This window comes from Arthrobacter sp. B0316-1-20, assembly GCF_059091865.1.
This window is the reverse complement of record NZ_JBNHHC010000014.1, coordinates 26,897-52,612: the sequence shown is the minus strand read 5'-3', so window position 1 is coordinate 52,612 and position 25,716 is coordinate 26,897. Positions and strand designations below refer to the sequence as shown.

Genomic DNA, 25,716 nt, shown 5'->3' with positions numbered 1-25,716 from the left:
CCGCACCGTCCCACGCAGAATTGAGACAACCAACCGATGTCCTCCCATCCCGGCACCATGGATCCTGAAGCAAAACCGAACCCGACCAGAACCGTCGAACTGGCGATCGAGGGCATGACGTGCGCCTCCTGCGTGAACCGGGTGGAACGCAAGCTCGGCAAGATCGAAGGAGTCCGGGCAAGCGTCAATCTTCCGCTGGAGTCCGCCGTCGTGCTCGTCCCGGACGGCGTCACGAACCAGCAGCTGGTGGACACGGTGAAGGCCACCGGCTACAAGGCCCGGGTGAAGCCGCAGCCGCACTCCGCGCCCGCCCCACGGCACGGGGATAGGGGCCACGGGCGCGACGGGAACCCAGAGGCGGACCACGGCACCGGCCCCGGCGACCAGGACCACCACGACCACTCCGGGGACGCCGGACACGGTGACGACGGCGAGCACGCCGCCCACGCCGATCACGTGGAGGGTGAGGACCACATGGCCCACGGTGGCACCGCCGGCCAGCTGCGTCCGCGCCTCTGGACGGCCGCCGTCCTGACCTTGCCGATCTTCATCATTTCGATGATCCCCGGCGCGCAGTTCCCGCACTGGGGTTGGGTGGCCTTCGCGCTCAGCATCCCGGTGGTGTTCTGGGCGGCCTGGCCGTTCCACCGCGCCGCGGCGATCAACGCCCGGCATTTCGCCTCCACGATGGACACGCTGGTGTCCCTCGGCGTGCTGGCCGCCTTCTTCTTCTCCGCCTGGCAGCTGGTCATGGACCCAATGCTGACCGAACACGTGGGCGGCAACATGTCCGAGCACGAACTGTACTTCGAGGTGGCCGTCGTCGTGGTCACCTTCCTGCTGCTGGGCCGCTACCTGGAAGCCAACGCCAAGCAGCGGGCCGGCGACGCCCTGAAGTCGCTGCTCAACCTGGGCGCGAAGGACGCTACCGTGCTACGGGACGGCGCCGAGGTGAAAGTGGCGGCCGCCGACCTGGTCCCGGGCGACATCATGGTGGTCCGGCCGGGCGAAAAGATCCCCACCGACGGCTACGTGGTGGACGGGCACTCCGCCGTCGACGCGTCGCTGCTCACCGGCGAATCCGTGCCGGTGGAAGTGGATGTGGACGACACGGTCACCGGTGCCACCATCAACACCTCCGGCCGGCTGCTGGTCCGCGCCACCCGGGTCGGCTCGGACACCACGCTGGCGCAAATGGGCCGGCTGGTCAGCCAGGCGCAGGCCGGCAAGGCCCCGATTGCCCGGCTGGCCGACCGGATCAGCTCCGTCTTTGTCCCGGTGGTGCTGGTCATCGCCGTCGTCACTTTCACCCTCTGGATGGTTTTCACCGGCGACCTGCAGGCGGCATTCACCGCGGCCGTCACCGTGCTGGTGATCGCCTGCCCCTGTGCGCTCGGCCTCGCCACGCCTACCGCCCTGCTCACCGGCACCGGCCGGGCGTCGCAGCTGGGCATCCTGATCAAGGGGCCGCAGATCCTCGAGGACACCCGGCACGTGGACACCATCGTGCTGGACAAGACCGGCACCGTGACCACCGGGCGGCAGGCAGTGGAGGGCGTGCTGGCCTTGGCGGACCGCGGCGAAGACGAGGTCCTGCTGCTGGCCGGGGCCGTCGAGGCCGGCTCCGAACACCCGATCGCGCTGGCCATCGTTGAAGCGGCCCGCGAGGTCGCGGCCCGCACCGCCACGCCGTCCGGCGCGACAGCCGGCGAGGATGCGCTGCCCGCCCTCTCCGACTTCCACAGCACGGCGGGCGGCGGAGTCCGCGGCACCATCACCGAACGCGACGGACGCGCGAGCACCGTCGTCGTCGGCCGCAACAACTGGATGGACGAGAACGGCATCGCCCTCACCGACACCCACCGCCGAACCCTGCTGGAGCAGCAGCAGGCCGGGTCCACGGCGGTCTGGGTCGCCGTCGACGGCACCATCGCCGGAATAGTCAGCCTGCAGGACACCGTGAAGGAGAACTCGGCGGCCGCCATCGCACGGTTCAAGAACCTGGGGCTGCACCCCATCCTGCTCACCGGCGACAACGCAGCGGTGGCCGCCGAGGTGGCCGCCGAGGTCGGCATCGCCCCCGGGGACGTCTTCGCCGACGTACTCCCCGAGGAGAAGGTGGCCGCGATCAAGCGGCTGCAGGACGAGGGCAAGACGGTGGCAATGGTGGGCGACGGCGTGAACGACGCCGCCGCGCTGGCCCAGGCCGACCTGGGCATCGCCATGGGCGCCGGCACCGACGTGGCGATCGAGGCCGCGGACCTGACCGTGATGGGCAGCGACCTCGGCCAGGTGGTGCAGTCCATCGAGCTCAGCCGCCGGACGCTCTCCACCATCAAGTCGAACCTGTTCTGGGCCTTCGCCTACAACACGCTCGGGATCCCGGTGGCCGCGCTCGGGCTGCTCAACCCGATGATCGCCGGGGCCGCGATGGCCGCCAGCTCGGTGCTGGTGGTAGCCAACTCCCTGCGCCTGCGCCGCTTCGGACGGTAGCGGGCGGGGGGGGGGCGACAGCCCGCCGGGCGGCACAGCAGCCTCCCGGCGGACCCGCCTCCCCGCGGGCCGCCTCCCGGCGCCGGGCCTAGACGGCGGCCCCGTAGCGGACGGCGGCGCGGGCACGGGCCTTCACGGCTTCTTCCTCACGGTTCTTCGGCGGCGCCGCGGTCACCAGGTCGTCGAGCAGGTGGGCGGTGATGTGCGCGATCTCGTGCACCGCCCGGTTGAAAGCTTCCTCGTTCGCCTTCGACGGCTTGTTGCTGCCGCTGACCTTGCGCACGTACTGCAACGCGGCGGCCTCAATTTCGGCGTTCGTGGCGGCGGGCTCGAAGTTGTGGAGCTGGCGGATATTCCGGCACATGTCGGGCCTCCGGTTCGGATCGTGGATGCTGGCTGGTTCCAGTTTGCTCCCCCGCCGCGGCATCGCACCACCCCGGCAGGGCACCGCCTCCGACTTCCTCGACCACTGGCCCGCCACCCTCGGAAGGAGCACAGTAAGTCGTAGGGAGTCAGACTCGACCGGGGCAACCCGAGCTGGACAGGAGACCATCATGAAAACAGCAGTCCTCGGAACCGGCAGGGTCGGCCAAACCATCGCGGTCCGCCTGGCCGAGCTCGGCCACGCCGTCACCATCGGAACCCGCGATCCCGAAGCCACGCTGTCCAGGACCGAGACAGATGCCATGGGCACCCCGCCCTTCACCGTCTGGGCGGCCGACAACCCCGGCATCGGAGTCACCCGCTTCGCCGACGCCGCAGCCGGGGCCGAGCTGATCATCAACGCCACCAACGGCAGCGCCTCCCTGGACGTGCTGACCCAGGCCGGGGCCGAGAACCTCGACGGCAAAGTCGTGCTCGACATCGCCAACCCCTTGGACCCCAGCACCGGGATGCCCCCGACCCTCTTCGTCAAGGACACTGACTCCCTCGGCGAACAGATTCAGCGCGCCTTCCCGGCCGCGCGCGTCGTGAAGTCCCTCAACACGCTCACCGCCGACCTCCAGGCCCGCCCCGGGCTGATCTCCGACCCCGGAACGGTCTTCGTGTCCGGCAACGACGCCGACGCCAAGAATACGGTCACCGAGCTCCTGAAGGCCTTCGGACATCAGGACGTGATCGACCTCGGCGACATCACTACCGCCCGCGGCGCCGAAATGCTCCTGCCGGCCTGGCTCCGCCTCTGGAGCGCGCTCGGCACGCCCCGCTTCAACTTCAAGATCGTTCGCTAGCCCGCTGGAGATACTTCCGGTTCACCGCCGGTTTAGGGCCGCGCAGCTCATCCGCCCGGACCAGCACCACGCCCGCCACGATCAGAGCGCCGCCGACCAACTGGATGGCCGCGGGCAGCTCGCCCAGCAGCAGCCAGGCCCAGATGACGGCGAAGAGCACCTCGGTCAGCGAGACGAAGGAAGCCACCTTGGTACCGAGCGCCCGGGCGGCCATGATGCCGGTGACATAGGACAACACCGTGGACAGCAGCACCAGCCCGACCAGCGGCACCCACCACTGAGTCTGCCAACCGGCCAGCTCGACGCCGGCCGTGCTGAAGGACATCGGCAGGATCTGCACCGCGCCCAGGACGACGATGGCCACACCGCCCACCAGCAGGCCGCCGGCGGCCAGCACCAGCGGCGGCAGCGAGTCGTTTTGCTTGGCGGTGATGAAGAAGTAGACCACCAGGCAGACGGCGGCGCCCAGCCCCCACAGTACGCCGGCAACGTCCAGCTTGACCGGCCCAAAGACGTCGAGGACGAGCATGAGGCCGGCCACCGCAAGCACGGTACCGGCGATGGTCGCGGGCCGCGGCAGTCGGCGGCTGGTCAGCCAGAGCCACAGCACAATCAGCACGGGCGCCAGGAACTCCAGCAGCAGCGCCACCCCCACTGAGAGGCTGGCAACGGCATTGAAGTAGAAAAGCTGGCAGCCGGCCACGCCGATCAGCCCGAACAGCCCGATGGTCTTCCAGTTTTGCCGCAGTTGGTCCCACCGGCCGCGCAGCATGAACGCGGCGGGCAGGGACAGCACCAGCGCCGCGGCCACCATCCGCACCGCCACCGCCGAGCCCGGCGTCCAGCCGGCCTCAAGAAGCGACTTGGCGAAGGGTCCCGAGAGTCCGAAGATCGCCGAAGAGGCCAGGGCGATGCCGACGCCGGCCACTGCGGAGCCGGGGCGCGGCGGGGCTGTCTGGGTACGCTGTTCGGCGGCGGTGGAGGCCATGACGGATCCTTGGGGAAGTGCGGGTTCGCTCCCGGCGCAGAACAGGTCTGTCAGGAGTCATGAGCGGTATACTACTGACAATATCGCCGCCACTGTCAGGGGTCAATATGGTCTTTGCTCATGACACCGAGCACTCGCTGGTGGATGCGGCCCGGCTGATCAATACGGCCGAGGTCTTCCCGGACACCCTCGCCAGCGTAGCGGATCTCGATGCCCTCGTGGCGGACTTCGGCTTCACCGGCTCGCGCACGCATACGACGGCGGAGCTGGAGGCGGTCCGCGCCCTGCGCCCCGTGCTCAAGGAGGTCTGGTCCGCGACGGAGGACCGCGCCGTCGTCGTTGTCAATACGATCCTGGCCGACGCCGGCGCCATCCCGCAGCTGGTCAAACACGACCAGTGGGACTACCACCTGCATGCCACCAGCCCGGACGCGCCGCTGGAGGTCCGTATGGCCGTGGAGGCGGCGATGGCGCTGGTGGACGTGATCCGCGAGAAGCAGCTGGACCGCCTGCGGACCTGCGCCGCGGACGACTGCACCGCGGTGCTGGTGGACCTGTCGAAGAACCGGTCGAAGCGTTTTTGCGATACCGGCAACTGCGCCAACCGCACACACGTGGCCGCCTATCGGGCCCGCAAGTCGGCCGCCAACGGTTGACCGGAGGACGGTACTAGCGGCTGCCGGCGGAGTAGGGCGGGCCGGGATCGAGGTCGATGACCGTCCGCAGCGGCGGCAGCAGCGAATCTTCCCAGCTGGCGGTGAACACCAGGTCGTCCGGGCCGTTCAGCCGGCTGTTGGATTCGATGACCGGCCCGTGTTCGTAAAGGTACGCTGCCACGTTGAAGGCCAGTTCCACCATCTGGTTCGGATCCTTGTCGCGGAAGTGCACCTGCACGTCCGGCAGGCCCAGCTGGTACATGCCCAGGCTGTCCACCACCATGGCGCCCTCGTCGTTGCTGACCAGGAAGAACCGCATGTTCACCGGGCCCGCCAGCGGGTGGGCCGCCTCAAGCTCCAGGGGATCCCGCCAGTGCGAGTTGTGCAGCCACCGGACCGCCGCCGGCCGCGTCTCGGCGGCCAGCAGGCGCAGCACCCGCTGGAAAGACTCGACCCGCGGCTTGGGTTCGAAGCCGCTGGCCACCACCTCCGTGACCAGGATGCGGTGCGTGCAGCCGGGAACCTGCTGCTCGGCGTCGGGCCAGGACCAGCTTTGGTCCGCGGGGGTTGCCGCCAGCGCCTCGGCCGCGGACAGCGGCCCGCGGGGAACGGCCACTCCGGTGCTCAGCCGGATCGTTTTCACGCCGGAGACGCCGTTGATGTCGAAGGAGTGCGCGGCGTGCGGCAGCAGGGCTACGCCGTCGGAAAAGGAGGCGCCGGGGAATTCCTCCGCCAACCGCGCTTGGAGTTCCTCGCTGAAGAGCAGGGGATCCGACCGGTACCACAGCTCCGCGGCCACCGTGGTCTTGGCCTCGGGCGGTTGTCCGCCGCTGGTCGCCGCGGTGTCGCCGGGATCTGCCGGGACGGGCAGGTGCGGGGAAGGCTGGCCGGAAGTCATGCTGCCATGCTCGTCAGGTCCGGCCGGGCCGGCGCCAGGCATCAGCGGCGCGCGTCGCCGTCGTCGTCGTTCCCCGAGAGGCGGTTGGTGGCCTCGGGGTTCGCGGCGGCCTCCGCCGCCTGCTGTTCTTCCACCTGGGCCCGGCTCTGCGGCGTGCCCGGGGCGGGGACAGTGCCGGCGCCGCCGGGGATCTTCGAGGAGACCCGATGGATCCCGGAGCCCTCGCTGAGGTGGCTCGGGTTCTCCTTGGTGGACATGGTCAGCACCGCCACAATCAGCAGCGAGGCGATGAAGGCGATGCCGGCCGCGGTCACGCCGAGGTCCCAGCGCAGCAGGTTTCCGGACCCGCCGGTGGCAAAGACCATGGTCAGTGCGCCCGCTATCACGGCCAGTACCGCCGAGAAGATCAGCGGGCCCTTGACGGACATCCGTCCTTCGTCCGGACGGCCAGACGCGTTCTTGCCCACGATGATTTCCTCCTGCTGACGGATAAAGCCTGCATCCAGTCTACCGACTGTAGAAGTTGCCGCGCAGGTGCCGGTGGCGGGGACCACACCCGCGGGCTGTATTCAGCCGGCCGCGGGCTGTCTGGCGTCGTGGCGCAGGCTGAGGGCGGCGATCAGCAGGACGACGGCAATGATGATCGCCGCCCCGCCGAGCACCCCCAGCAGCGCATGCGGGCCCAGGTGTGCGAAGAAGGGCAGCGCGAGGCCGAAGCCCACGGACACGGCACCGGTGATCAGCCAGTCGCGGGCCAGCACGGAGCCGGCCTCACCCGTCGCGGGCGGGGCAGCCGCCGGGTTCCCGGGAACCTCGCGGCCGCCGGTCGGGCGGTTGCTCCACCAGAGCATCAGCTCGGCCCCGCCGGCGACCAGCAGCGCCGCGGTGGCCAGCACGGTGAACATCGGCACCGTCTGCAGGGCGCAGGCCAGGATGCCGGCCACCGCGAGTACGGCGGCCTGCAGGAGCAGCAGCTGGCGGTGGGCCGCAGCGGCCGGCTTGCGCGCCAGCAGCCAGACCGCCCCGCCGCTGAGCAGCAGGAACAGCCCGCCGGCCAGTGCCATCACGGTGCGGTCGGGTTCCTGCCAGAAGATGGTGGTGGCGCCAAAGGCGGCGGCCACCAGGGCGCGGATCAGGACCGGCTGCCAGAATACGGCCGCCTGGGTAGTACTCGGGATCGTCACGGTTCAAGCCTAGTGTGCCCCGGTGACCATCCACGCATCGTTGCGGACCCGCCAGCCGAGCGTGACCGCGCGGGCCGCGGTGTAGCCGAGCCCGAAAGCCGCCCACAGCCAGACGAGTCCCGCCGTGCCGGTCAGCCCGGCCGTGGCCACCCACACCAGCAGGGGCGCGTATGCCAGCAAATTCACCACGCCGGCAATCGCCAGGTAGCGCGCGTCGCCGGCGCCGATCAGCACGCCGTCCAGGACGAAGACGAGACCGCAGATCGGCTGGCTCAGCGCCAGCAGCCAGATCGCGGCCGTGAACGCCTGGTGGACGGCCGGGTCGGAGGTGAAGACCCAGCCGAGCACCGGCGCCACCGCCGCCAGCAGCAGGCCGGTCACCACGCCGAATCCCACTCCCCAGACGATCATCCGGCGGGTCAGCGAGTGTGCCAGCGCCTTGTTCGAGGCCCCGAGCTCCTTCCCGATCAGGGCCTGCGCGGCGATGGCGATGGCGTCCAGCGCGAAGGCCAGGAAACTGTACATGGTCATCACCAACTGGTGGCCGGCCAGGCTAACCGGTCCCTGGGAGGTGGCCACAAAGACCGTCGCGAGCAAGGCAATCCGCATGCTCAGGGTCCGGAGCATCAGCCAGGAGCCCACGTGCGTGGTGGCCTTCAGGCCGACCCAGGTGGGCCGCAGCCGCACGCTGTGCCTGACGGCTCCGCGGTAAACGATGACGAGGTAGACCGCCGCCATGGCCCACTGGACCAGGCTGGTGCCCATGGCGGACCCGGCCACCGAGAGCCCCATCCCGTAGACCAGCAGGAAGTTGAGGCCGATGTTGGCCAGGAAGCCGATGCCGGCGACAAGCAGCGGAGTCTTGGTGTCCTGCAGGCCGCGCAACACCCCGGTGGCCGCCAGCACGATCAGCATGCCCGGCAGGCCGGGCATCGACCAGCGCAGGTAGTCCACCGCGAACCCCTGCACCTGCCCGCTGGCCCCCATGGCCGCGGTCAGGTCCGGGGCGAAAGCCCAGCCCGCGGCGGCCAGCACCACGCCGACGACCAGCGCCAGCCAGATGCCGTCCCGCCCGACGCCGTATGCATCCGCCATCCGGCCGGCGCCCAGCAGCCGCGCCACCGCCGGCGTGGTGGAGTAGGCGAGGAAGATCATCAGTCCGACGACGGTCTGCACCACGGTGGCGGCCAGCCCCATTCCGGCCAGTTCCGCCACCCCGAGGTGTCCCACGATGGCCGAATCGGCCGCCAAAAACAGCGGCTCGGCGATCAGGGCGCCGAAGGCGGGGATGGCGAGTGCAAGGATTTGCCGGTTCAGGCTCCGTCCCTGCCGCTGTACGGCTGTCTTCTCCGGGTTCACGCCCACCAGCTTAGGCCCCTTGCAGCCCGGATTCCGGCGTTCGAACCGGCAACGCGGCCCTGGAGCTTTTAGCCACCGTGCATGCATTATGCGTGCACTTGTGCAAGGCTTCCTGGCGCTCCCGTTATCCGGCGCCTCGCGTACGCAGGGCGAGCACCGCCGTCGTACCGGCGATGACCGCGAGCGCGGCGGTAAACGCGACGACGCCGGTCCAGCCGAACCGGCCGAAGAAGAGGCCGCCGGCCCAGCCGAACAGGCTGGAACCGGCGTAGTAGAAGAGGTTGTAGAGGCTGGATGCCTGGGCCGCGCCGACCGTCGCCAGCCGAGGCGTCCAGCCCGAAGCGACCGAATGGGCGGCGAAGAATCCGCCCGTGAACACGAGCAGCCCCAGCAGGATCAACGGAAGCGAGTCGACGAGGGTGACCGCCAGCCCGGCGATGCTGACCAGGATCCCGCCCAGCAGCACGGGCAGCCGGCCGGTCCGCGCCGTCAGGCCGCCGGCCACCCGGGAGCTCACGGTGCCGGCCAGGTAGGCCAGGAACAGCAGGGAGGCCAGCGACGCGGGCAGGGAAAACGGCGGCGCCTCCAACCGGAAGCCCAGGTAGTTGTAGACGGCGACGAATCCGCCCATGAGCAGGAATCCCTGGGCATAGAGCGCCAGTAGCGGCGTCGAGCGCAGGTTCGCCAGGATCCGCTGCCCCAGCCCGGGTCCCTGTCCGCGCACGACCGGCAGGAAACCGCGCGGGGCCGGTGCCAGCCGGACGAACAGCACGGCGGCGAGCGCGGCGGCGGCGCTGACAGCCAGCACGCCGGCGCGCCAATCGGCCCACTCCCCTACCGGCCCGGCGATGAGGCGGCCGGCCAGGCCGCCCACGGTGGTGCCAGCCACGTAGGTGCCGGCCGCGACCGCCGCGTGCAGCCGCTGCACCTCCTCGTTCAGGTAGACCAGTGCGACGGCGGGGATGCCGCCCAGCGCGGCGCCCTCCAGGAAGCGCAGCGCCAGCAGGGCGGGAAAATTCGGCGCCAGCGGCAGCGCCAGGCCCAGGATCACGGCGGCGCTGATCGCCCACGTCATGGTGCGCTTGCGGCCGGCTCGGTCCGCCACCGCGGACCAGGGCATGACGGCCAGGGCCAGGCCGATGGTGGCGGCGGAAAGACTGAGCGCGGCATCGGCCGCGCTGACCTGGAAGGTTCGGGCGATGCCGGGCAGCACCGCCTGCACCGAATACAGTTGGGCGAACGTGGCGAAGCCGCCGAAGAGCAGCGCCAGGAGCATGTTGCGGTATCCCCGGCTGCCTTTCGGGTGGCCTGCCCAAGGTTGTTCCGCGTCGCTCACGCCTTCGATGCTATGCCGGGTGCCACCGCCGGCAGGATTTGCACGGTCCCCTCCCGAGGTTGCAGTCCGCCTCAGCCGCCCCCTAGGCCGGAATGATGCGCACGGGAATGGATTGCCAGCCTCGCAGCGTGTTGTGCAGGAAGGGCACGGGTTCGGCGGTTAACTCGATGGTCTTCACACGTTTGGCCAGGGTGGTCAGCAGCACGTCCATTTCCAGCCGCGAGATAGGCTGGCCGACGCATTGGTGGATTCCCATGCCGAATCCCAAATGACCGCCGGCCTGCCGGTCAATCCGGTACTCGTGGGCGTCGGGTCCCCAGTGCTCCGGATCGCGGTTGGCCGCGCCGACGAAGACCGCCACCTTGGTATCGGCCGCCAGCTCGAGACCGTGCAAGACAGTATCGCGGCTGGTGGTGCGGAAGAAGGACTGGAAGGGTGACTCGTACCGGAAGGCCTCGTCGATGGCGAATTTGGTCAGCCGGGGATTCTCGTGGACCTTGGTCCACTCCCCCGGATGTTGTGCCAGCGCAGCCAGCGTGTTGCCGATCGAGAAGATGGTGGTGTCCAGCCCCGCCGAGAGCATGGCCCGCACGAGCAGCGCAGCCTGGGCTTCGGTGATCTCGCCGCGGTCGGCGTAGTCCCAGATCTGTGCCCCCAAGCTTCCCTCCGCCAGTCGCTCCCGGGCTGTATTGGCCATGGCCCAGTCATTAGTGCCGGCGCCCAGGCGGAAGAACTCCTTGGACCGCTCGTCGTCCGGGCCGAAAGTGCTGAAGTTCATCGCACCGAGCGCGAGCAGGTTCTCGGCCCGCCCCGCGCGGGGAATTCCCACCGCGTCGCCAAATACCCGCAGCGGGAAGACCTGTGCGAAGTCGGTCACGGCGTCGAACTCGCGTAGCTGCAGCACCTGCTCCACCAGCTCGTCGGCGAATTCCTGGAACTGCCCGCGCAGCGCCCGGGTCCCCTTGGGGGAGATCACGCCGGCCATCGCCTGGCGCATGGCGGTGTGGAGGGGCGGGTCGGACTCCATGATGCCCTGCGGACGCCATGACGGTTCGTGGTGCAGGTTTTTCGGCCCCGCGCCGGCACCGGAAATAAAGGTGGCGTGGTCGTCGAGGATGTCCTTACACGCACCGAAACGCGTGAACGCCGGCACACCGTACTTGTCCAGCCACACCCCAGGTCCGGCTTGGCGCATCCGCTCGAACAGCGGATACGGGTCGGTCAGGTTCGCGTCGGAATACGGATCGTCGGAAATGGCGGGGGCTGCTGCCACCGGCAAGTCGGTTGTCATTGGAGGCCTCACTCATCGTTGCGGCAGGGAATGGCCTCAACGTAGCGGTGTTTTGAGACTGAAGCGGAATCCCATTCTCATTCTGTGAGAATGGCAATTGCCGGTGGGGCCAGCCTCGGTGGAGCATCTCTGGAGTGCCCCGGATGCCGGAAGGTTTGTGAGGAGGTTGGGTTGACATCATTCGAGCGCGGACTGGCCATTTTGGCCGAGGTCGCTGCCGACGGCGATGCCACCATCGACGCGGTGGCCACCAAGCTGGGCATCCCGCAAAGCACCGCCTACCGGTACTTCAAAACGCTCAAGGACCGCGGCTTCGTCCAGGAAGACGGGGGGCGCTACCGGCCCGGGCGGGCCCTGCTGGAACTCACCGGGCGGCACCACGTTCAGTCCCACCTCGCAGAGGTGGGCACGGCAGTGCTCAAAGATGTGGTTGATGCGGTGGGCGAGACGGCCGTCTTGATCATCCGGGTAGGCACCCAGGCCATGTGCCTGCGACGGGTCGAGCCGGATAAGTCGCTCAAATACACCTTCGCAATTAACGAAATGCTGCCGCTGCATGCCGGGGCCGGGCAGCGGATCCTGTTGGCATGGGCGCCGCAGGACGTCGTCCGCCAAGTGCTGGACCGCCAGCTGCCGCGGTTCACGGACCACACTCCGACGGCCGAGCAGGTTCAGGCGGCCTTGCCGCAGATCCGCGCCGCGGGCCGCGCCGTCTCACGCGGCGAGCTCGATTCGGGCTCGGTATCCGTAGCAGTGCCGGTCTTCTGCCGCGGCGAGGTGGTTAGTTCGCTCAACGTCGCCGGCCCCGAAAGCCGTTGCGGCACCACAGCCTGGATCAATTCCGCGCTCAATGCCTTGGGCTGCGCCGCCCGGAACCTCACCGAATCGCTCGAGTCCACGACCAGTTTTCAATCAACCAGGGAGATCGCCGATGAACACCCAGACCGTCACTGAAACCCCCGTCGTAGTGGGGATCAGCCGCACTACGCTCGAAGATGTGATCCAGGTGGCGCGGTTCCGCCGGCCGGTGGAGATCTCCGACGAGGCGCTGGCCCGGATGGAACCAAGCCGGGCCTGGCTCGGATCGGTGGTGGAGCAGATGGAAGCCGGCCACCCTACCGCGCCGATCTACAGCATCAATACCGGTTTCGGTTCCCTCGCCGGACGCAGGGCCTTCGACGAGGCTTCCGACACTGCGGAGCTGTCCCGCCGGCTGGTCCTGTCAAACGCCGCCGGCGTCGGCCGCTATGTGGACGAGGAAGTGGTGCGGGCGACCATGTTCATCCGGATCGTGAGCCTGGTTCAGGGCCACTCCGGCATCCGGGCGGAGATCGTCACCACCTTGGCTGAAATGCTCAACCGCGGTGTCTGCCCTGCCATCCCCGAGTACGGCTCGCTGGGTGCCTCGGGGGACCTGATTCCGCTGGCGCACGTGGCCATTGTGATGACCCGCCCGCACACCGGCGAAGACGAGGAACTGGACTCCGGCGAGGCTTTCCTGGACGGCGCCATAACCAGCGGCAAGAACGCGATGGCCGCCGCCGGTTTGGACCGGCTGCCTCTGGGCGCCAAGGACGGCCTGGCACTGCTCAACGGCACCTCCTTCTCCTGCGCCCAGGCGGCTCTTGCCCTGTTCGACGCACAGAACCTGCTGGAAACCGCGCAGATTACGGCCGCCATGACCATCGAGGCGCTGATGGGCTTTGGCGACGCCTTCATCGCCGAACTGCATGAAGCCCGCGGCCAAAAGGGCCAGATCGAGGTGGCCGCCCGAATCCGGGAACTGCTGGCCGGCAGTTCCCTGGTCGATGGCAGCGCCGAGGCCGACCCTGTGCGCCAGCCGCCCCAGGACGCGTACTCGCTGCGCTGCGTGCCGCAGGTCTTCGGCCCGGTCAAGGACACTTTGGAGTTCGCTGCCGGGATCATCGGCAACGAAATCAACGCCGCCACCGACAATCCGCTGATCTTTCCGGCGCTTCCGGCCAGCCGCTCCCTCAAGGCAGTCTCCGGCGGCAACTTCCACGCCGAATACGTGGCCTTCGCCGCGGACTTTATCTCCATTGTGGTCACCGAGATCGGGAACATCACCGAGCGCCGGCTCTTCCGGCTTGACGACGGCACCCTCAACCGCGGGCTGCCGGACATGCTGATCGACAGCGAGCAGACCGGCATGGACTGCGGCTACATGCTTCCGCAGTACCTGGCCGCTGCTCTCGTCTCAGACTCGAAGACCCTCTCTCATCCGGACAGTGTGGATTCGATCCCCACCTGCGCCAACCAGGAGGACCATGTCTCCATGGCCAACAACGCCGGCAGGCACGCCCGGCAGGTCGTGGCGAACATCGAGACTGTGGTGGGGATCGAACTTCTCATGGCCTGCCAGGCCCTGGAACTGCGGTTGGCGAAGCCGGAGACCGCGTCCGCCACGCTGGCACCGGCCAGCCGGGCAGTGCTGGAGATGGTCCGTTCGTCCAGGTCGGCCGACGGCCGGGCGGTGGACCACATCAACAGGGACGTGGTGATGTACCCGCGCGTCCGCACCGCCCGGGAACTCGTCCACGGCGGCGCCGTCGTCACTGCGGTCAATGAGGTGCTGTCCGGCTCGGCCTAGGTTGGGAAGCCGTTCGGCCCGGCGGTGGGAATAGGCCGCCGGAACCGGACTTTATTTCGGAGAGCGGGAATCGCCGTGGATTGTTATTCCTCCCTATAAACCTTTGGTCAATGATGGGAATGCCCGGCGATAACAGGCGTTTTAATGCCTATTATCTTGATTGTTTTGCGCGCCTAAAAACAAGCGTTTACCCCGCCGGCCCGCGCTTCGAAAGCGTTTGCTACTGGGATTTATTGGACGAATAAAAGGGCTTGTATCAGTCTCCACCTTCTCCTTATGCTGTGGGGGCAACCGATAATTACCGGAACGGTTTCGAATATTTACCATTCATTTGCAGCAAGCCATACAACTATTTCAGGAGTGTAGGAAAATGGTATTTTCGACAGTCTCCCCACGTAAGCCCCTTCTGGCGGCATTGGGGCTGTCCGCGGCCCTCGCCTTGGCGGGCTGTGCCGGCAGTGCCGATGCCGGCAGCGGCGGGACCGGGGCAGCCACACCGGCCGCGGCCGCGGGGGCAAAGGCGCCCCTGTTCGGCGAACTGCCTGAGGCCATCCAAGAGGCCGGCAAGATCAACGTCGCCAGCAACGTCGAATACCCCCCGTTCGAGTCCTTCGACACCGATGGCACCACCATCGTCGGCATCGACCGCGAGATCGCCGACGAGCTTGAAAAACAGCTGGGCGTCACGCTGGAATTCAACAACATCGCCTTCGACGCGATCATCCCTGGCTTGGTCTCGGCCCGCTACGACATGGCCATGTCCGCCATGTCCGACACCGTGGAACGGCAGAAGCAGGTGGATTTCGTCGACTACTTCTCCGCCGGCGGCGGCATTATGACCGCCACCGCCAACGCCGAGAGCATTAAGACCCTCGACGACCTGTGCGGCAGGTCGGTCGGTATCGTCAAGGGCACCACCGAGGATGCCGACGCCGCCGAACAGTCGGAGAAGTGCAAGGCAGCCGGCAAGGACCCGCTGCAGGTCACCATCTTCGCCGGCCAGAACCAGGCTGTGCTGGCCGTGCAGAGCGGGCGTGTAGACGCCTTCCTGGTGGATTCCACGTCCGGGTCGGTGATTGCCGCCGAGAGCAACGGCCAACTGGTCCAGGGACCGCGCTACCAGGACTTGGCCTTCGGCATCGTCTTCCCGAAGGACAGCAAGCAGCTGACCGAAGCCGTGCAGAAGGCACTGGTCGCCATGAAGGACGAGGGCAGCTACGGGGAAATCCTGGCCAAGTACGAGATGTCCGACCACGCCATGGACGAGTTCCCGATCAACGGGGTCACCGAGTGACCGGGACCAAGCCGGGCGCGCAGGAGGAGGACCTGACCGTTCTGCCGGCCCGCTACACCGGCCGCTGGGTGGCTGCAGGGCTGGTCTTGGCCGGCGCCGTGCTGGTCGCGTATTCGATGGTCACCAACGAACGCTTCCAGTGGGACGTCGTCGGCCAGTACCTGTTCGCCCCGCCGGTGCTTGCCGGTCTGGGCAAGACCCTGCTGCTGACGGCGGTGTCCATGGCCATCGGCATCGTGCTTGGCATCGCCGTCGCCGTCTGTCGGCTCTCGGCGAATCCGATTCTGTCCTACGCGGCGTGGGCCTATTCCTGGTTTTTCCGCGGCACGCCTCTGATGGTCCAACTGCTGTTCTGGTTCTTCTTGGCCGCGCTGGTGCCCAAGATCGTGATCGGAATCCCGTTCGGTCCCAGCTTCTTCGAGATCGCCACCAACTCCGTCATCTCGCCTTTCACCGCCGCCCTGCTCGGGCTGGCCTTGAACGAGGGCGCCTACATGGGCGAAATCGTCCGCTCCGGCATCCGGGCCATTCCCCAAGGCCAGACCGAGGCCGCCAAGGCCATCGGCATGTCACGCACCCAGACCATGCGCCGGGTGGTGCTGCCCCAGGCCATGCGCGTGATCATCCCGCCGACCGGCAACGAAACCATCGGCATGCTCAAATACACCTCGCTGGTGATCGTCATCGGCTACAGCGAGCTGCTGACTTCGGTCTCGATCATTTACTCGCGCACCTTCCAAACCATCCCGCTGCTGATCGTGGCTGCCATCTGGTACCTGGCCGTCACCGCGGTGCTCTCCGTCGGCCAGTACTACGTCGAACGCCACTTTGAGCGGGGTTTTTCCCCGGTCCGGCCGACCAAGGGTGCCCGTCATAACGAGCCTGCCGGACTGGTGCCGGCAGGTGCCTCCCCCGCCGTCGAACTGGAGACCCTGAAATGAATGATCCGATCGTCAGCGCCCAAGGGGTACGTAAGTCCTTCGGCAACGTCGAGGTGCTCAAGGGCATTAGCCTGGACGTGCAGGCCGGCCAGGTTGCGTGCCTGCTGGGTCCCTCGGGTTCGGGCAAGAGCACCTTCCTGCGCTGTATCAACCATCTGGAGAAGATCGACGGCGGGCAGCTGTGGGTACACGGCGAACGAATCGGTTACCGGCGCACCGGCAACCGTCTGCGCGAAATGAAAGAGCACGAGACCTCCCGGCAGCGGGCGTCGGTGGGCATGGTGTTCCAGCAGTTCAACCTGTTCCCGCACCGTACCGCGCTGGAGAACGTGATCGAGGGCCCCACGATCGTCCAGCGCCGGCCCAAGGCCCGCGCCCTCGAGGAGGGGATGGCCCTGCTGGAGCGGGTGGGCCTTGCGGAGAAGCGCAACCACTACCCGGGCCAGCTCTCCGGCGGCCAACAGCAGCGGGTGGCCATAGCCCGCGCCCTGGCGCTGAAGCCCTCGGTCATGCTCTTCGATGAACCGACTTCGGCACTGGACCCGGAGCTGGTTGGCGAGGTGCTGGAGGTGATGGTGCAGCTCGCGGCGTCGGGCATGACGATGATCGTGGTGACCCATGAAATGGGCTTCGCCAAGGAGGTCGGGGACGTTGTGCACTTCATGGCCGATGGATGCTTGGTCGAAAGCGGTGAGCCCCGCCAGGTGCTGGAGAACCCCCGCGAGGCCCGGACCCAGGCGTTCCTGTCCAAGGTGCTGGCATGAGCGCTGCCCCCTTGCGCTCCGAGGCCGCCCTATGCCCGTGCCGCGGCGCCGGACCGGCTGTGAGGCCCGGCGCCGCGGGGCCTCACGGCAACACCAGGAACCCCGGAAAGGTGTTGCCGTGAAGCTGACCGAGGCCCTGGGCTTGGTCTCGTTCAAGATTCCGCAGGGCTCCCGGAGCGAGCGTGCCCTCGCCCGCTGCCACACCGTCGAGGACCTGCGGCGGCTCGCCGCCCGCCGGTTGCCGGGCTCCGTGCTGGACTACATCGACGGTGGTGCCGACGCCGAGCACAGCCTGGCCGGCAATACCGAGGCCTTCGCCCGACGCCGGTTCACCCCGGTTGTGCTGGCGGACGTCAGTGCCCCGGACACCGCTGCCACCGTCCTGGGCCGGCACGTCGCCGCACCGCTGGGCTTCGCTCCCACCGGCTACACCCGGATGATCAGCCCGGACGGCGAACCCGCCGTTGCCCGAGCGGCGGCCGGGGCGGGGCTGCCCTACGTACTCTCCACCATGGCCACCACAGCGCTCGAGGATTTGGCGGCGGACCCGGCGGCCGACCGCTGGTTCCAGCTCTACGTGTGGAAGGACCGCGCCAGGACCTTCGAACTGGTCCGCCGGGCGGCCGACGCGGGTTACCGCGTCCTGGAAGTGGCCGTGGACACCGCGGTTTCCGGCAATCGGCTGCGGGACGTGCGCAACGGGTTCACCATCCCGCCCCGGCTCACCGCCAACAGCCTGTTGGACATCGGGGCCAAGCCCGGTTACTGGACCAAGATGCTGCGCGCCCCCGGGTTGCAGTTCGCCAACCTCACCGACGGCCCGGCCGAATCCGGCTACACGATCGAGAACATCGGCTCCCAGTTCGACCCGGCAGTCACGTGGGCCGACCTGGCCCAGCTGCGGGCCGCCTGGCCCGGCAAGCTGCTGCTGAAGGGGCCGGTGGGGCCGGCCGACGCGCTCAGGGCCCGTGAGCTGGGGGTGGACGGCGTGCATCTTTCCAACCATGGCGGGCGGCAGCTGGACCAGACGGTTGCCCCGGCCGAGCTGATCGCTCCGGTCCGGCAGGCCGTCGGCGAGGACTTCGCCGTCGTCGTGGATTCCGGCATCCGCCACGGGGCGGACATCGCGACCGCAGTCGCCCTGGGTGCCGATCTGGCCATGGTCGGGCGGCCCTACCTGTGGGCGCTCGCTGCCGCCGGGGAACCCGGCGTCGTCCGCCTGGCCGAGCTGCTGATAGGCCAGTTCCGACGCACGCTGGCGCTGCTGGGGGTCACCAGCACCGCGGAATTGCGCCGGCGCTGCCCCGAGTTGCTCGACCTCGGAGCCGGGACCGCCGCGCCCCAGGTACCGATGCCCGGGCCGATCCCGGCCAGGCCATGAACCGAGAAAGGAACAGGGTGAGCGATCCTCTGGGCAGTCCCCGGCACCCCTTCGCGCCGCCGGACGGCTCCATTGCCCCGAAGCCGCGTCCGGGCATCGCCACGCTGCCGGGATACTCCCGGTCCGCCGGGAAAGCGGCCGTGCGCTGGATCGCCTCGTCCAACGAGTCACCGGTGCCGCCGTCGCCGGCGGTGCAGGCAGCCATCGCCGCCGCAGGAGCTGCGGCCAACCGGTATCCGAGCCTGGCCGGGGATGAACTGGTCGGTGCGGTCGCCGCCCGGCTGGGCCTCGGTCCCGAACAGGTGCTGGCCGGGGCAGGTTCGTTGGCGCTGCTGCAGCTGCTGCTGTCCACGTACACCGGCCCGGGCGACGAGGTCGTCTATGCCTGGCGCAGCTACGAGGCATACCCGATCCTCGCCGGGGTCGCCGGAGCGGCAGCCGTCGAGGTCCCGCTCGACGCCGCCGCCCGGCACGACCTGGACGCCATGGCCGCCGCGATCGGCCCCGCGACCCGCGCCGTGATCGTGTGCAGCCCCAACAACCCCACTGGCACCACTGTCACCGATGCCGAAATGCTGCAGTTCCTGCACCAGGTGCCGCCGCACGTGCTGATCATTTTGGACGAGGCCTACCGCGAATTCTCCCTCCCGAAACACGACGCCGTGTCGCTGCTGGCAGCCTTCCCCAACCTGGTCGTCCTGCGTACCTTTTCCAAGGCCTACGGTCTGGCCGGGCTGCGTGCCGGCTATCTGGCAGGATCCGAAGAGATCACCGCGATGCTCCGGCGCGCCGCCCTGCCGTTCCCCCTCAGCCGGGTGGCTGAGGCGGCCGCGGTGGCTGCCTGGTCCGAACCGGAGCGCACGGCCGCGACCGTGGCGGACATCGTGGCCCAACGGGAAGATCTGACCGCCCAGCTGAGCGGGCGCGGGATCCTCGTTCCGGACAGTGGCGGAAACTTCGTGTGGATTCCCGCCGGCACCCGTTCCCGCGAACTTGAGGCCGCCTGCCTACAGAGGTCCGTGTCAGTCCGGGCCTTCGACGGCGACGGCGTGCGCATCACCCTCGCCGGCCGGGAGGCATCGGCGGCCGTGCTCACCGCCGTCGACGCCGTCCCGGGTTTGGCCACACAGATCCCGGCGCCTGCCGCGCCCTGACCACCAGCCACCGGCATCCGCCGGCCGCTTCATCAAGGAGAAAACTTTATGGAAACCGCACCGCACGACGGCTTCTTCGACGTCGAGGTCACCCGGATCGAGCCCGCCTCCGACTCGGTGGTGGCGCTGCGGCTACAGCATCCCCGGGGCGAGGCTTTGCCTGCGTGGCAGGCCGGCGCGCACGTTGATGTGCTGCTGCCCAACGGACTGCTGCGGCAGTACTCGCTCTGCTCCCGGCCGGAGGACGACTTCTGGCGCCTGGGCGTGCTGCGGGAGCCGGCCGGACGCGGAGGCTCGGCCTGGATCCATGACGAGCTGCGGCCCGGCACCAAGCTGCAGGTGCGCGGCCCGCGGAACAACTTCGCCCTGGAACCGGCCGGCAGCTACCTGTTCATCGCCGGCGGCATCGGCATCACCCCGATCCTGGCCATGGTTCGGCAGGCCGAGGCCGCCGGCTCGGACTGGACGCTGGTCTACCTGGGCCGCAGCCGCACCTCGATGGCCTTCCAGGACGAACTGGCCGCTTACGGCGAGCGCGTCCGCTTCCACGCCGACGACGAGTCCGGCCTCTTCCCGCTCGGACCGCTGCTGGCCGAACTCGACGCCGCCGCCCACGTCTATGCGTGCGGACCCGGTCCGCTGCTGGCCGCGCTGGAACAACTGACCGCGGGCTGGGCGGATCCGGGCCGGTACCACTTCGAGCGCTTTGCTGCCGGTCCCGCCCCCGTGCCGGCCGCGGCGGAAGCAGACAGCGAATTTGTGGTCGAGACCGCTGACGGCACCGAGGTCACCGTCCCCGCCGGCACCACCATCCTGCAGGCCTTGATGGACATTGGCATTCCCGTGCTGAACTCCTGCCGCGAGGGCATCTGCGGCACCTGCGAGACCCCGGTCATTTCCGGCGAGCCCGATCACCGGGACAGCCTGCTCTCGGACGAGGAGCGCGCGGCCGGGGACACCATGATGATCTGCGTCTCGCGCTGCAAGGGCAGGCGCCTCGTATTGGATATCTGAGCCGGCCCCGAGCTTCCGCCCCTCCCTGGCGGGTGTCCAAAACTTGACCATATCCGGAGCGCTCGATGCCTCACGCATTGATGGGGCAGCGGCGCGCTCCGGACGGCCTCACCATTAGACTCGGTGACGAAAGCACGGTTCCACTGTTACCTGCGACGAAAGAGGATCTTCTTGTCCCAGCTCCAGCCCGGCATGTCCGCCCCCGAGTTCACCCTCTCCGACGCCGACGGCAAGAAGGTCTCGCTGTCCGACTACGCCGGCGGGAACGTGGTGGTCTACTTCTACCCCAAGGCCGCCACTCCCGGCTGCACCACCGAGGCCTGCGACTTCCGCGACAGCCTCAACTCCCTGCAGGCCGCCAACTACGACGTCATTGGCATCTCCCCGGACGGCCCCGAGGCCATCCAGGCGTTCAGCGACGCCGAGGGCCTGACGTTCCCGCTGCTCTCCGACCCCGACTTCGCCGTCGCCAAGGCATACGGTTCCTACGGGGACAAGACCTTCGGTGGGAAGGTCTTCACCGGCACGCTCCGCAGCACCTTCGTGATCGGTCCGGACGGAACCATCAAGCACGCCGAGTACGACGTGGACGCCAAGGGCCACGTCGCCCGCCTGCGGGAAACGCTCGGGGTCTAGTCCCGGAAACTTCCCAACCCTCCAAGCACGACGGCGGTGCTTGGCTGGCGCCGTCGTCGCTCCGTTTCGGGCGCCTGCTCCACTAAACAACCGGAGCAGTCGCCCGAAACGGAGCGTGCGCCCGATCCGGAGCGTGTGCCCGAACCGGAGCCGTCAGGCCGGCGTCAGTCGGCAAGCTGCCGACCGCCGCCGCCACCGCCGGTGCGCACCGTCAACCGTGCCGCGGCCGCGGCCCCCAGCACCGCGCAGGAGAACCAGATGGCGCCGCCGGGGCCGAGCGGGGCGGCCACCAGGCCCGCCGCCAGCGGCAGCACGACCTGCCCCACCCGGTTGCCCAGCAGCCGCAGCGCCAGCGCCGATCCCCGGGATTCCGGCCGGACGGCGTGGCTGATCAGCGTCATGGTCAAGGGCTGGCCCAGGCCCAGGAGGAACCCGCCCACAAACAGCGCGGCCGCGGCCACCCAGAAGGGTTCCAGGACGAACGGCGTCACCGCGATCGCCGCGCCGGCGCCCAGCAGGCTGACCACCAGCAATTGGATCCGGGTCCAGCGGTGCACCAGCCATGGCAGCAGGATCCGCGAGATGATCGACGCGCCCGCCCGCACGGCCAGCAGGACGCCCACCCAGAGCGGCGGCACCCCGAGTTCCTCGCCGACCAGCGGCAGGAACGCCACCAGGATGTCGATCACCGAGAGCAGCGCCATGGACGCCAGCATGTTCCAGGCCACGCCGGGCCGCCGCAGGATCTGGCGCACCGGCTCCTTCACCAGCGGTGCCCGCGCCGCACCGCCGTCGTTCTTGCCGCGGCGGAACCGGCGGGCCGCGGCGCCGGGATGCGCGCCGATCAGCATCACGGGCGCCCCGGCTGCGGCGATGCCGGCCGCCAGCAGCAGGGTCAGGTCGATGGCGCCGAGCCAGCTCGGCCCCACTCCCGCGGTCTCGCTGCCCAGCAGCAGCCCGGCCAGCAGCGGGCCGATCAACTGGCCCAGCGAAAACGCGGCGGTGAACCAGCCGAAACCGCTGTCCATCTGGTTCAGCGGCGCATACCGCCCGATGGCGGACTGGCCGGCAATGGTGAACACGAGGTGCCCCACCCCGAGCAGGGCCATGGAGGTCGCGATGACCGCGAACCCCTGCGCCAGGGCCAGCCCCAGCGTGGCCACCGCCAGCAGGGCCGCACCCAACGCGACCATGCCCTTGAGCGACGGAATCCGGTCGCTCACCCGCCCCAGCCACAGCGCCGCCACCACCGGCAGCACGGCGTAAACGGCGGTCACGACGCCGATGACTGCCGCGTCTCCGCCCAGGGCCAGCAGCTTGTAGGAAACCACCGGCCGCGACAGGTTCAGGGACGTCTGGGTCAGCACGGCGGCCGTCATCAGGACCCAAAGCCAGATGCGGGAGCCGGGCTGGTTCGGCGGATGCGTGCTCATGTCCTCGTTCCTGAAGTACGGCCGGCCTCCCCATTCTGCCCCGCACCAGGCCATTCGTCGCAAAACCGTTGCGCAGCCGGTAGCCCGGTGGTCGAATGGGTGGCATGGCTACTGGGGAGACGGTCCTGGCGATCGGGACCAAGAAAGGGCTGTGGCTGGCTACCAGCCGCGACCGGACCAATTGGTCTCTGTCCGGCCCGCACTTTTTGATGAACGAGATCCCCAGCATCGGGATCGACCAGCGCGGCGGCTCGACCCGCTTGCTGGTGGGAGCCCGTTCCGAACACTGGGGCCCCACGATCTTCCGCTCGGAGGACCTTGGCGAGACGTGGACCGAACCGGAGAACGGCGCCATCCGTTTCGGCGACAACGACGGCGCCGCGGTGGAGCGGATCTGGCAGATCCAGCCCGACGCCGCGGACCGGCCGGGCGTTGTCTGGGCCGGCTGCGAACCGATTTCGGTCTGGAAGTCCACCGACGGCGGCGAGCACTTCGAGCTCAACCGCAGCCTGTGGGAACACCCGGACAAGGACCAGTGGGGGGCCGGTTACGGCGGAGCGGCGGTGCATTCGGTGCTGCCGAGCCCCAAGGATCCGGACACCGTGCACGTCGCGATGAGCACCGGGGGCGTCTACCGGACCACCGACGGCGGCGCCAGCTGGCAGGCACGTAACCACGGCATCAGCGCCTACTTCATGCCCGATCCGAATCCCGAGGTGGGCCAGTGCGTCCACAAGATCGCGCGGGATGCCGCCGATCCGTCCACGCTCTTTGCGCAGAACCACCACGGCGTCTACCGCTCGGACGATTCCGGCGACAACTGGCAGTCCATCGCCGACGGGCTGCCCACCGATTTCGGCTTCGTCATGCTCACCCACCCGCGCAGGTCCCGGACCGCGTGGGTGGTCCCGATCAAGGCCGACGGCGAGCGGATCCCGCCGGACGGGCATCTCGCCGTGCACCGGACCGACGACGGCGGCGCCACCTGGGCGCGTTTCGCCACCGGGCTGCCGGACCAGGATTACAACGTGGTGCTGCGCGACGCGGCCGCCGTGGACACCGGCGATCCGGCCGGCGTCTACTTCGGCACGCGCGGCGGCTCGGTGTACGCCAGTGCGGACGAGGGCGAGGTCTTCGTGGAAGTGGCCTCGGGGCTGCCGGATGTCCTGTGCGTCCGTGCGGCCACCCTGTAAGGAGGAATCCCTGTGGTGGGTGTGGCAGAAAAAGCGGTCACCGTCGTCGTGCCCAGCCTGCTGGCCAAGGTAACCGGCGAGCAGCGTGAGCTGACCGTGCCGGCATCCGGCCCGCGATCAGTGGCGGAAATCCTGGACGCCTTGGCCGGCGATTACCCGGTCTTCAACCGCCGGGTCCGCAACGAAACCGGGGCCATCCGCCGCTACGTCAATCTGTATCTCGACGGCGAGGACATCCGCACGCTGCAGGGACCGGCGACGCTCGTGGAACCGGGGCAGGAACTGCTGATTATCCAGTCCGTCGCCGGTGGATAGGATCGACGATTAAGCCGACAATGGTGTACCAATAGCCGCCGCAACTTGGAGGAGGGACCCGATGACCAGCAACAGCCAGCACGAAGCAGACATCACGGAAGCCAACGAGGCGGATGTGCAGGAACAGGCCCTTCCAGTCCACAGTGACGACTTGGAACACGAAGCATCCCCGGAGATAATCTCCACCTGGGAGGCGAACGAGGCGGACCTGCAGGAGCAGCTGGAACCGGTCAAGTCCGACGAGGACGACGAGTATCCGCGCGGGGAAGCCGAGTAGCAGCGGGACCGCTACTCCCCGACCAGTCCGTCCACTGCCTCGCGCAGCAGGTCGGCATGCCCGTTGTGCCGCGAGTACTCCTCGATCATGTGGACCAGGATCCACCGCAGACCGGGAACCCCGGTAGTGGACCCGGCCGACGAGCCGGCCCCGTCAAGGCCCCCGTCGGCCAAGGCTTCAGCGGTCAGGGAGCGGGAGCGTGCCACGGCGGCTTTCCACATGCGGCGGAGCTGTTCCGGTGTGTCTTCACCCGCGGACTGCCAGTCCCAGTCCGGGCTGGCCTTCCAGTCCACAGTGTCCCAGGGTGGCTGCGGGTCCTGCCCATGCAACCGCACGGAGAACCAGTAGTCTTCGACGAACGCCAGATGCTTGAGCATCCCGCCCAACGTCATGCTCGACGGAGCCAGCCGCGCCGCCAACTCCTTGGCACCCAGGCCGGCGCACTTCCATTCGAAAGTGGCGCGGTGGAACTCCAGGAAACCCAACAGGGTCTCCGCCTCCCCCGCCGCCAGCGGAGGGTCGGTGCGGCCTTGCTCGTCCACGTCGCTCATGGTCAGCGAGTCTAGCGGCACTGGAATAATGGCCGCATGCGACTTGCAGTTTTCACGGGATCGGCCAGCGGCAGGGACGACATCTACGCGCGGGAGGCGGAGCGGTTCGCCACGGAACTGGCCTCGCGCGGCATCGGGATCGTGTACGGCGGTGGGCAGGTAGGCCTGATGGGCGTCGTCGCGGACAGTGCGGTGGCAGCCGGCGGCGACGTGGTGGGCGTGATCCCCGAATCGTTGGACAAGACCGAAGTGGGGCACGTCGGGCTGAGCACCCTGCACGTGGTGGACTCCATGCACGAGCGCAAACAAATGATGGCGGACCTGGCCGACGCCTTCGTGGCGCTGCCGGGCGGCATCGGGACGCTGGAGGAGATCTTCGAGGCCTGGACGTGGCTTCAGCTCGGGATCCACGAGAAGCCCGTGGCCTTCCTGAACATCAACGGTTTCTGGGACCAACTGCTGGCGACCATCGACGGCCTGGTCGCAGGCGGCTTCCTAAAGCAGGACTACCGGGATGCGGTCATAGTGGCAGGCTCCGCCGCCGAACTGCTGGACGCCATCGAGGACTGGACGCCGCCGGTGCGCAAGTGGCGGGACCCCGGCGAGCGCAGCCGCATCTAGCGGTTTCAGCGGAATGCAGACAGCGCCCCTCCCGTCCGGGAGAGGCGCTGTCGTGGGCAGCAGACGGCCGGGAGGTCCCGCCGTCGTACCGGGG

26 protein-coding genes are annotated in these 25,716 nt (G+C 68.7%); 16 read left to right on the top strand and 10 right to left on the bottom strand.

The annotated features are described in order from the left end of the window. Window positions 1-57 precede the first annotated feature (57 nt). The gene (locus AC5RW2_RS22120; protein ID WP_494074577.1) at window positions 58-2,493 is read left to right on the top strand and encodes a heavy metal translocating P-type ATPase; all 2,436 of its coding nucleotides are present in this window, start codon (window positions 58-60) and stop codon (window positions 2,491-2,493) included. A gap of 88 nt (window positions 2,494-2,581) precedes the next feature. Here the strand turns inward: AC5RW2_RS22120 and AC5RW2_RS22115 are convergent, their stop codons facing one another. Further along, window positions 2,582-2,857, bottom strand: coding sequence for a DUF2277 domain-containing protein (locus AC5RW2_RS22115; RefSeq protein WP_494013570.1), 276 nt, complete (start codon window positions 2,855-2,857; stop codon window positions 2,582-2,584). Window positions 2,858-3,047: 190 nt separating this feature from the next. Between AC5RW2_RS22115 and AC5RW2_RS22110 the strand changes: the two genes are divergently transcribed. Next, complete coding sequence (locus AC5RW2_RS22110; RefSeq protein WP_494074576.1) at window positions 3,048-3,725, top strand: NADPH-dependent F420 reductase; 678 nt, start codon at window positions 3,048-3,050, stop codon at window positions 3,723-3,725. On the opposite strand, the gene AC5RW2_RS22105 is transcribed toward AC5RW2_RS22110, so the two are convergent. Further along, window positions 3,709-4,713 carry an EamA family transporter gene (locus AC5RW2_RS22105; RefSeq protein ID WP_494001087.1) on the bottom strand — a complete coding sequence of 335 codons (1,005 nt, stop codon included), beginning with the start codon at window positions 4,711-4,713 and terminating at the stop codon, window positions 3,709-3,711. The two genes, AC5RW2_RS22110 and AC5RW2_RS22105, sit on opposite strands and share 17 nt — an antisense overlap. A gap of 107 nt (window positions 4,714-4,820) precedes the next feature. On the opposite strand from AC5RW2_RS22105, the gene AC5RW2_RS22100 reads away from it, so the two are divergent. Beyond that, the gene (locus AC5RW2_RS22100) at window positions 4,821-5,369 is read left to right on the top strand and encodes a CGNR zinc finger domain-containing protein (RefSeq protein ID WP_494024100.1); all 549 of its coding nucleotides are present in this window, start codon (window positions 4,821-4,823) and stop codon (window positions 5,367-5,369) included. Between the two features lie 13 nt (window positions 5,370-5,382). On the opposite strand, the gene AC5RW2_RS22095 is transcribed toward AC5RW2_RS22100, so the two are convergent. The 6 genes from AC5RW2_RS22095 to AC5RW2_RS22070 all read right to left on the bottom strand — a co-directional run bounded on the left by AC5RW2_RS22095 (window position 5,383) and on the right by AC5RW2_RS22070 (window position 11,437). Further along, the gene (locus AC5RW2_RS22095; protein WP_494074575.1) at window positions 5,383-6,267 is read right to left on the bottom strand and encodes a DUF4261 domain-containing protein; all 885 of its coding nucleotides are present in this window, start codon (window positions 6,265-6,267) and stop codon (window positions 5,383-5,385) included. 41 nt (window positions 6,268-6,308) lie between these two features. Next, entirely contained in the window at window positions 6,309-6,734 is a 426-nt protein-coding gene (locus tag AC5RW2_RS22090; protein ID WP_494013566.1) for a hypothetical protein, read from the bottom strand. Window positions 6,735-6,836: 102 nt separating this feature from the next. Continuing rightward, window positions 6,837-7,451: a hypothetical protein gene (locus tag AC5RW2_RS22085; RefSeq protein ID WP_494074574.1), complete on the bottom strand. Its 615-nt coding sequence runs from the start codon at window positions 7,449-7,451 to the stop codon at window positions 6,837-6,839. A gap of 9 nt (window positions 7,452-7,460) precedes the next feature. Then, window positions 7,461-8,816, bottom strand: coding sequence for an MATE family efflux transporter (locus AC5RW2_RS22080; RefSeq protein WP_494074573.1), 1,356 nt, complete (start codon window positions 8,814-8,816; stop codon window positions 7,461-7,463). 118 nt (window positions 8,817-8,934) lie between these two features. Beyond that, window positions 8,935-10,086: an MFS transporter gene (locus tag AC5RW2_RS22075; RefSeq protein WP_494074683.1), complete on the bottom strand. Its 1,152-nt coding sequence runs from the start codon at window positions 10,084-10,086 to the stop codon at window positions 8,935-8,937. Between the two features lie 142 nt (window positions 10,087-10,228). Then, the gene (locus AC5RW2_RS22070) at window positions 10,229-11,437 is read right to left on the bottom strand and encodes a cytochrome P450 (protein WP_494074572.1); all 1,209 of its coding nucleotides are present in this window, start codon (window positions 11,435-11,437) and stop codon (window positions 10,229-10,231) included. 171 nt (window positions 11,438-11,608) lie between these two features. Between AC5RW2_RS22070 and AC5RW2_RS22065 the strand changes: the two genes are divergently transcribed. The 9 genes from AC5RW2_RS22065 to bcp all read left to right on the top strand — a co-directional run bounded on the left by AC5RW2_RS22065 (window position 11,609) and on the right by bcp (window position 21,232). Continuing rightward, entirely contained in the window at window positions 11,609-12,391 is a 783-nt protein-coding gene (locus AC5RW2_RS22065) for an IclR family transcriptional regulator (RefSeq protein WP_494001095.1), read from the top strand. Further along, window positions 12,369-14,048, top strand: coding sequence for an HAL/PAL/TAL family ammonia-lyase (locus AC5RW2_RS22060; protein WP_494074571.1), 1,680 nt, complete (start codon window positions 12,369-12,371; stop codon window positions 14,046-14,048). The genes AC5RW2_RS22065 and AC5RW2_RS22060 overlap by 23 nt, the downstream gene beginning before the upstream one ends. A 370-nt stretch (window positions 14,049-14,418) precedes the next feature. Continuing rightward, complete coding sequence (locus AC5RW2_RS22055; protein WP_494074570.1) at window positions 14,419-15,342, top strand: ABC transporter substrate-binding protein; 924 nt, start codon at window positions 14,419-14,421, stop codon at window positions 15,340-15,342. Further along, the gene (locus AC5RW2_RS22050; RefSeq protein ID WP_494025082.1) at window positions 15,339-16,283 is read left to right on the top strand and encodes an amino acid ABC transporter permease; all 945 of its coding nucleotides are present in this window, start codon (window positions 15,339-15,341) and stop codon (window positions 16,281-16,283) included. The genes AC5RW2_RS22055 and AC5RW2_RS22050 overlap by 4 nt, the downstream gene beginning before the upstream one ends. Continuing rightward, entirely contained in the window at window positions 16,280-17,047 is a 768-nt protein-coding gene (locus AC5RW2_RS22045) for an amino acid ABC transporter ATP-binding protein (RefSeq protein ID WP_494024091.1), read from the top strand. The genes AC5RW2_RS22050 and AC5RW2_RS22045 overlap by 4 nt, the downstream gene beginning before the upstream one ends. A gap of 118 nt (window positions 17,048-17,165) precedes the next feature. Beyond that, entirely contained in the window at window positions 17,166-18,428 is a 1,263-nt protein-coding gene (locus AC5RW2_RS22040; protein WP_494074569.1) for an alpha-hydroxy acid oxidase, read from the top strand. A gap of 17 nt (window positions 18,429-18,445) precedes the next feature. Next, complete coding sequence (locus AC5RW2_RS22035; protein ID WP_494074568.1) at window positions 18,446-19,582, top strand: histidinol-phosphate transaminase; 1,137 nt, start codon at window positions 18,446-18,448, stop codon at window positions 19,580-19,582. Between the two features lie 48 nt (window positions 19,583-19,630). After that, on the top strand, window positions 19,631-20,596 hold the full coding sequence (locus AC5RW2_RS22030) for a PDR/VanB family oxidoreductase (protein ID WP_494074567.1): 966 nt from the start codon (window positions 19,631-19,633) through the stop codon (window positions 20,594-20,596). 171 nt (window positions 20,597-20,767) lie between these two features. Beyond that, complete coding sequence (gene bcp, locus AC5RW2_RS22025; RefSeq protein ID WP_494074566.1) at window positions 20,768-21,232, top strand: thioredoxin-dependent thiol peroxidase; 465 nt, start codon at window positions 20,768-20,770, stop codon at window positions 21,230-21,232. Window positions 21,233-21,396: 164 nt separating this feature from the next. Here bcp and AC5RW2_RS22020 read toward each other — a convergent pair whose 3' ends face one another. Further along, window positions 21,397-22,665 carry an MFS transporter gene (locus AC5RW2_RS22020; protein WP_494074565.1) on the bottom strand — a complete coding sequence of 423 codons (1,269 nt, stop codon included), beginning with the start codon at window positions 22,663-22,665 and terminating at the stop codon, window positions 21,397-21,399. Between the two features lie 95 nt (window positions 22,666-22,760). Here AC5RW2_RS22020 and AC5RW2_RS22015 point away from each other — a divergent pair, with 95 nt between their 5' ends. The 3 genes from AC5RW2_RS22015 (at window position 22,761) to AC5RW2_RS22005 (ending at window position 24,450) form a co-directional block, all read left to right on the top strand. Continuing rightward, on the top strand, window positions 22,761-23,858 hold the full coding sequence (locus tag AC5RW2_RS22015) for a WD40/YVTN/BNR-like repeat-containing protein (RefSeq protein ID WP_494001100.1): 1,098 nt from the start codon (window positions 22,761-22,763) through the stop codon (window positions 23,856-23,858). A 15-nt stretch (window positions 23,859-23,873) separates the two neighbouring features. Continuing rightward, on the top strand, window positions 23,874-24,173 hold the full coding sequence (locus AC5RW2_RS22010) for a MoaD/ThiS family protein (RefSeq protein ID WP_494074564.1): 300 nt from the start codon (window positions 23,874-23,876) through the stop codon (window positions 24,171-24,173). Between the two features lie 61 nt (window positions 24,174-24,234). Beyond that, window positions 24,235-24,450, top strand: coding sequence for an Rv3202a family protein (locus AC5RW2_RS22005; protein WP_494024084.1), 216 nt, complete (start codon window positions 24,235-24,237; stop codon window positions 24,448-24,450). Window positions 24,451-24,461: 11 nt separating this feature from the next. On the opposite strand, the gene AC5RW2_RS22000 is transcribed toward AC5RW2_RS22005, so the two are convergent. Beyond that, window positions 24,462-25,001: a DinB family protein gene (locus AC5RW2_RS22000; protein ID WP_494074563.1), complete on the bottom strand. Its 540-nt coding sequence runs from the start codon at window positions 24,999-25,001 to the stop codon at window positions 24,462-24,464. 36 nt (window positions 25,002-25,037) lie between these two features. On the opposite strand from AC5RW2_RS22000, the gene AC5RW2_RS21995 reads away from it, so the two are divergent. Next, window positions 25,038-25,622 carry an LOG family protein gene (locus AC5RW2_RS21995; protein WP_494001103.1) on the top strand — a complete coding sequence of 195 codons (585 nt, stop codon included), beginning with the start codon at window positions 25,038-25,040 and terminating at the stop codon, window positions 25,620-25,622. Window positions 25,623-25,716 lie beyond the last annotated feature (94 nt).

Coding starts and splice junctions, on each gene's coding strand:
- AC5RW2_RS22120 (WP_494074577.1), top strand. CDS start 58: ATGGATCCTGAAGCAAAACCGAACCCGACCAGAACCGTCGAACTGGCG.
- AC5RW2_RS22115 (WP_494013570.1), bottom strand. CDS start 2,857: ATGTGCCGGAATATCCGCCAGCTCCACAACTTCGAGCCCGCCGCCACG.
- AC5RW2_RS22110 (WP_494074576.1), top strand. CDS start 3,048: ATGAAAACAGCAGTCCTCGGAACCGGCAGGGTCGGCCAAACCATCGCG.
- AC5RW2_RS22105 (WP_494001087.1), bottom strand. CDS start 4,713: ATGGCCTCCACCGCCGCCGAACAGCGTACCCAGACAGCCCCGCCGCGC.
- AC5RW2_RS22100 (WP_494024100.1), top strand. CDS start 4,821: ATGGTCTTTGCTCATGACACCGAGCACTCGCTGGTGGATGCGGCCCGG.
- AC5RW2_RS22095 (WP_494074575.1), bottom strand. CDS start 6,267: ATGACTTCCGGCCAGCCTTCCCCGCACCTGCCCGTCCCGGCAGATCCC.
- AC5RW2_RS22075 (WP_494074683.1), bottom strand. CDS start 10,086: ATGCTCCTGGCGCTGCTCTTCGGCGGCTTCGCCACGTTCGCCCAACTG.
- AC5RW2_RS22070 (WP_494074572.1), bottom strand. CDS start 11,437: ATGACAACCGACTTGCCGGTGGCAGCAGCCCCCGCCATTTCCGACGAT.
- AC5RW2_RS22060 (WP_494074571.1), top strand. CDS start 12,369: ATGAACACCCAGACCGTCACTGAAACCCCCGTCGTAGTGGGGATCAGC.
- AC5RW2_RS22055 (WP_494074570.1), top strand. CDS start 14,419: ATGGTATTTTCGACAGTCTCCCCACGTAAGCCCCTTCTGGCGGCATTG.
- AC5RW2_RS22045 (WP_494024091.1), top strand. CDS start 16,280: ATGAATGATCCGATCGTCAGCGCCCAAGGGGTACGTAAGTCCTTCGGC.
- AC5RW2_RS22030 (WP_494074567.1), top strand. CDS start 19,631: ATGGAAACCGCACCGCACGACGGCTTCTTCGACGTCGAGGTCACCCGG.
- AC5RW2_RS22020 (WP_494074565.1), bottom strand. CDS start 22,665: ATGAGCACGCATCCGCCGAACCAGCCCGGCTCCCGCATCTGGCTTTGG.
- AC5RW2_RS22015 (WP_494001100.1), top strand. CDS start 22,761: ATGGGTGGCATGGCTACTGGGGAGACGGTCCTGGCGATCGGGACCAAG.
- AC5RW2_RS22005 (WP_494024084.1), top strand. CDS start 24,235: ATGACCAGCAACAGCCAGCACGAAGCAGACATCACGGAAGCCAACGAG.
- AC5RW2_RS22000 (WP_494074563.1), bottom strand. CDS start 25,001: ATGAGCGACGTGGACGAGCAAGGCCGCACCGACCCTCCGCTGGCGGCG.
- AC5RW2_RS21995 (WP_494001103.1), top strand. CDS start 25,038: ATGCGACTTGCAGTTTTCACGGGATCGGCCAGCGGCAGGGACGACATC.